Origin of the sequence: Roseicyclus sp. (assembly GCF_052168335.1) — a bacterium.
Taxonomy (GTDB): Bacteria; Pseudomonadota; Alphaproteobacteria; order Rhodobacterales; family Rhodobacteraceae; genus Roseibacterium.
Map to the genome: position 1 here is coordinate 1 of NZ_JBQLZP010000579.1, position 5221 is coordinate 5221.

Consider the following 5221-nt stretch of genomic DNA (forward strand, 5'->3'; position numbering starts at 1 on the left):
CGATCACGCTCTCGGCGCTGTCGCCGCTGGCGCCCGCCGAGAGGGCGAGGCCGACCGAGAGGGTGATCGAGACGCCGCTTCCCTCCGTGCAGACGTCGAAGGCGGTGTCGGCGACGCAGCGGCGCAACCGCTCGGCGCAGTCGAGCGCGGCGGTCCGGTCGGCGTCGGGCAGGGCGACGAGGAACTCCTCCCCGCCCATGCGTGCGAGCAGGTCGCCCGACCGCAGTTCGGCCCGGAGCCGCCGGCCCACGAGCCGCAGCACCCGGTCGCCGGCCGAATGGCCGTGCATGTCGTTGATGTTCTTGAAAAAGTCGAGGTCGAGCATCATCACCGCGACGCCGCGCCCGGGCCGGGCGAGCATCCGCTCGAGCTGGAAGAGCGCGTAGCGGCGGTTGTGGAGCCCCGTGAGGCTGTCGGTCACGGCGAGCTCGAGGCCCGCGCGCAGGCTCTCGCGCAGGCGGTCCGCCTGCCGCTTGCGGCCGAGCTGGGCGCGGATGCGGATGGCGAGTTCCTGGGTGTCGACCGGGTCGTAGAGGATATCCGACGCGCCGAGGTCGAGGGCGATGGCCGCCCGCTCGGCGTCGCCCTCGGGCAGGACCATCAGGGTCGCGGCGTTGCGCGTGCCGGGCCGGGAGCGGAGGTCGGACAGGAGGCGCAGCCCCTCGTTGCGATGCGCGAGGTCGGCGGTGATGACGAAGACGTCGGCGGCCTCGCCCCCCTCGGCGCCGATCTCGGTCAGCGCGGTCTCGCGCGGGACGACGCGCACCTCGCCGCCCATCTGGTCGTCGAGGGCGGTCTTCCAGACGACGGCGCCCTTGGCTCCGGGCGCCACGAGCCAGATGCGGCCCGGGCCCTCCTGGCCCTTGAAGCCCGCGATGGCCTCGGCGAAGCCGAAGCCCGCCGCGCTCTCGCCGCGTTCGCGCAGTTCGCGCACCGTGTCGCTGGCCCGCAGCAGCGAGCGGACGCGCGCGAGCAGCGTCACCTCGTCCACGGGCTTGGTGAGGAAATCGTCGGCCCCCGCCTCGAGCCCCGCCATCTTCGAGGCCCGGTCCGACAGCGCGGTGACGAGAATCACGGGGATGTCGGCGGTCGCCGGATCGGCCTTGAGGCGGCGGCAGACCTCGAGCCCGGACATGTCGGGCATGAGCACGTCGAGGATGATCAGGTCGGGACGTCCGGTGGTGGCGGCCCGGAGCGCTTCGGCGCCGCTGTCGGCCTGGTCCACCGCATAGCAGGCGGCTGCGAGCTTGACCTTCATGACGATGCGGTTGGTGGCCACGTCGTCGACGACCAGGATTCGCCCCGTCATGCGCTCCTCACCTGTTGATGCCCGTTCGGCAATGACTCATCTTCTGGCGGGTAATGGTTAACAAACTCTTTAACGCGAGGCGGAGTGTTCGGCATGAAGCAGGAAATGGCCGAGATGGGCGCGGTTCGGGTGCTGGGATGGCTCGCGGGGCAGGAGGACCTGATGCCGGTGTTCCTCGGCGCAACGGGAGCGGCGCCGGAGGATCTCCGGGCTGCGGCGACCGAGCCCGATTTCCTCGCCAGCGTGCTCGATTTCGTCCTGATGGACGATCGGTGGGTCATCGACTGCGCCGGCGCGCTCGGCATGTCGCCGGAGCGCATCGCCGAACTGCGACGCGCGCTGCCGGGCGGCGCGCTGCCGAACTGGACGTGATCTGCCGGTGACCGCGACGCCCGCATATCGAACCGGGCGGCGCCCCCGTCAGTCGTCCTCGCCCTCGGCGAGCAGCGTCAGCAGCCGCCGAAGCTCGAGCGCTTCCTGGTCGGTGAGCTTCTCGTTGAAATGGGCGATGTTCTCGACGCAGCGCGGCATGACCGCATTCAGGCGCGTCACGCCCTCCTCGGTCAGGGTGACCTCGGTGGTCCGCCGGTCCTGGCGGCCCATCTCGCGACCGATCAGACCCTCGGTCTCGAGCTGCCGGAGCGCCCGGGACGTCGCGGTGCGGTCGATGCCGATGAAATGCGCGATCTCGGAGGGGTTCTTGAGACCTTCCTCGTGGACAGCCAGAAGAACGCACCAACCCACCCTGGTGAGTCCGTGATCGCGAAGGGAGCCTTCGACGCGGCGCTCGACCAGTCTTGCAGTGCGCGTGATGTGGTGGCCTATGCTGTTGTGCAGGCCGAATTTGGGACCGGTTCCGTCCATTACCTCTCGCCCATCGCCCTCGTTACATACTTATATCGATATTCGCTAGCATGTGGGATGCATCGTGAAAAGAGCAAGTAGGGCTGACCCATGACGATCGCCGCCATCCTGTTCGACAAGGACGGAACATTGTTCGATTTCGAGGCGAGTTGGTCCGATTGGGTGCACGGTCTGATCGCCGAACTGGCCGGGGGGGACGCGGGCCTCGCCGCCGCGCTGGCCGAGGTCTCGGGCTTCGACCTGACCGCACGGCGCTTCGCGCCCGACAGCCCGATCATCGCGGGCACCTTCGAGGAACTGAGCGAGCGGATCGTGCCGCTCCTGCCCGGGATCGGCGCGCAGGAACTGGCCGAGCGGGTCAACGTCATGGCGGCGGGCGCGCGGATGGTGCCCGTGACGCCGCTCGGCCCGCTGCTCGCGGGGCTGCGGGCGCGCGGCCTGCGCCTCGGGGTCGCGACGAACGCCGCGGCGCTCGAGGCGGCCTCGCATCTGGAGGCGGCGGGGATCGCGGCGGCCTTCGACTTCGTGGCAGGCTGCGATTCGGGCCATGGCGCCAAGCCGGGCCCGGGCATGTGCCTCGCCTTCGCGGCGGCCCTCGCGCTCGAGCCCGCGCGCGTCCTGATGGTGGGCGACAGCCTGCACGACCTGCACGCGGGGCGCGCGGCCGGGATGCGGGTGATGGGCGTGCTGACCGGCATGGCGACCGAGGCCGACCTCGCGCCGCATGCCGATGCCGTCCTGCCGCATATCGGCCACCTGCCGGACTGGCTGGCCGCCGAGGGGGCGCAGCTCTCCGCCGTTCGGTGAGGCGCGCGCGTCCGGGCGGGAAAACGACAGCGCGTGTCGCTCCCCGGCGATGTCGGGGGCGGCGGCTCGTGGTCTAGTGCCCGCGACGTGCATCGGACGGGACGGGAGAGCCACATGAACGACGCATCCGGAGCGCCCCGGCGACGCGCAGGCGGGCGGCGCGGCCATTCCGACCGGGCGGGGCACGCGGCCATCGCGCAGATGCCCTGGCGGGTGCCGGTGAACACCGACCGCCCGACCGAGCCGCTCGACGCCGAGGGGATCGCCGCGCTGCACCGGGGCGCCATGCGCATCCTCTCGGAGATCGGGATCGAGTTCCTGAACGACGAGGCGCTCGGCCACCTGAAGGCGGCGGGCTGCATCGTGGAGGGCCAGACCGCACGCTTCGACCCCGCCTTCGTGGAGGAGATGGTCGCCCGCGCGCCGGCCGAGTTCACGCTGACCCCGCGCAATCCCGACCGCGCCATCACGCTCGGCGGGCGCAACATCGTCTTCGGCAACGTGTCCTCGCCGCCGAACGCCTGGGACCTCGACCGGGGCAAGCGGCCGGGCGACCTCGAGACCTACCGCGAGTTCATCAAGCTCACGCAGTACTTCAACTGCATCCATTTCGCCGGCGGCTACCCGGTGGAGCCCATCGACATCCACCCGAGCGTCCGGCACCTCGACTGCCTCCAAGAGAAGCTCGTCCTGACCGACAAGGTGGTCCACGCCTACTCGCTCGGCACCGAGCGGGTGGAGGACGTGATGGAGATGGTGCGGATCGCGGGCGGCCTGACCCACGAGGAGTTCGACGCGAGCCCCCGGATGTACACCAACATCAACTCGGTCTCGCCGCTCAAGCACGACTGGCCGATGCTCGACGGCGCGATGCGGCTGGCGCGGCGGGGCCAGCCGGTGGTGGTCACGCCCTTCACGCTGGCGGGCGCGATGGCGCCGGTGACGCTGGCGGGGGCGGTGGCGCTCAGCCTCGCCGAGGGGCTGGCGGCGATCGCGCTGCTCCAGTGGATCGCGCCGGGCTGCCCGGTGGCGATCGGCACCTTCACCTCGAACGTCGACATGAAGTCGGGCGCGCCCGCCTTCGGCACGCCGGAATACATGCGGGCGACGCAGATGACGGGGCAGATGGCGCGCTTCTACGGCCTGCCGATGCGCGCCTCGGGCGTCTGCGCGGCGAACGTGCCGGACGGGCAGGCGATGTGGGAGACCGCGAATTCGCTCTGGTCCGCCGTGCAGTCGGGGACGCACATGGTCTACCACGCGGCCGGATGGCTCGAGGGCGGGCTGATCGCCTCGCCCGAGAAGTTCGTGATGGATTGCGAGCTCCTCCAGCAGATCCAGCGCTACTTCGAGCCCGCGCTGACCGCCACGACCGACGCCGATCTCGCCGTCGAGGCCATCGCCGAGGTCGGCGCGGGCGGGCATTTCTTCGGCTGTGCCCACACGCAGGAGCGCTACACGACCGCCTTCTACCAGCCCTTCGTCTCGGACTGGCGCAACTTCGAGGCCTGGCGGGCCGATGGCGCGCTCTGGACGGCGGAGCGCGCCAACCGCGTCTACAAGCGCATCCTCGCCGAGTTCGAGCCGCCGCCGCTGGACGAGGGCATCCGCGAGGAACTGGCCGCCTTCGTCGCCCGGAGGAAGGCCGAGGGCGGCGCGCCGACCGACTTCTGAAGCGCGCACATCCTTTCTTTACGCCTTGCCCCTAGCTTGCCCCCTGTTCGGGCGGGACTGGCGGGGAGACGGATGCACGGCATGATCAACTGCGCCCTCCAGGGCTTCCTCCTCGCCAATTACGGCGAGGATGTCTGGCGCGAGGTCCGCACCCGCGCCCGGCTGCCGGAGGAGGGGTTCGAGGCGATGGTGCGCTATGACGACGCCCTCACGCGCGCCTGCTTCGCCGCCGCGCTGAAGGTGCTGGACAAGCGGCCGAACGCGCTGCTCGAGGATATCGGCACCCATCTCGTCACCGATCCGGGGCTGGAGCCGCTGCGCCGGCTGCTCCGCTTCGGGGGCGGCAGCTTCGTCGAGTTCCTGCATTCGCTGGAGGAGATGCCCGACCGCGCGCGCCTCGCCATCCCCGAGCTGGAGGTGCCGCGCATCACGCTGAGCTCGGTGGGTGCCGGCGACTACGTGATCGCCGCGCGCTGGACGCTGCCGGGAATCGCCCCGCTCCTGTCCGGCGCGCTCAGGGCCATGGCCGACGACTACGGCGCGCTCGTCCTGTTGCAGCTCGCCGGG

6 protein-coding genes are annotated in these 5221 nt (G+C 70.9%); 4 read left to right on the forward strand and 2 right to left on the reverse strand.

Annotation, left to right across the window (positions count from 1 at the left end; all coding sequences use genetic code 11):
* A partial coding sequence (locus tag ACTS11_RS17815; RefSeq protein WP_442641639.1) for a diguanylate cyclase domain-containing protein occupies window positions 1-1309 on the reverse strand: 1309 nt, incomplete at its 3' end.
* A 93-nt stretch (window positions 1310-1402) separates the two neighbouring features.
* Between ACTS11_RS17815 and ACTS11_RS17820 the strand changes: the two genes are divergently transcribed.
* A complete protein-coding gene (locus ACTS11_RS17820) occupies window positions 1403-1681 on the forward strand; it encodes a DUF3572 domain-containing protein (RefSeq protein WP_442641640.1) in 279 nt (92 codons plus the stop codon).
* A 48-nt stretch (window positions 1682-1729) separates the two neighbouring features.
* Here the strand turns inward: ACTS11_RS17820 and ACTS11_RS17825 are convergent, their stop codons facing one another.
* Entirely contained in the window at window positions 1730-2173 is a 444-nt protein-coding gene (locus ACTS11_RS17825; protein ID WP_442641641.1) for a MarR family winged helix-turn-helix transcriptional regulator, read from the reverse strand.
* 90 nt (window positions 2174-2263) lie between these two features.
* On the opposite strand from ACTS11_RS17825, the gene ACTS11_RS17830 reads away from it, so the two are divergent.
* The 3 genes from ACTS11_RS17830 to ACTS11_RS17840 form a co-directional block, all read left to right on the forward strand.
* Complete coding sequence (locus tag ACTS11_RS17830) at window positions 2264-2980, forward strand: HAD family hydrolase (RefSeq protein ID WP_442641642.1); 717 nt, start codon at window positions 2264-2266, stop codon at window positions 2978-2980.
* 114 nt (window positions 2981-3094) lie between these two features.
* Window positions 3095-4654 (forward strand): trimethylamine methyltransferase family protein, encoded by a 1560-nt coding sequence (locus ACTS11_RS17835; protein ID WP_442641643.1) that lies wholly within the window; start codon window positions 3095-3097, stop codon window positions 4652-4654.
* Between the two features lie 81 nt (window positions 4655-4735).
* Window positions 4736-5221 (forward strand): heme NO-binding domain-containing protein (locus ACTS11_RS17840; protein WP_442641644.1); only part of this gene is annotated, 486 nt, incomplete at its 3' end.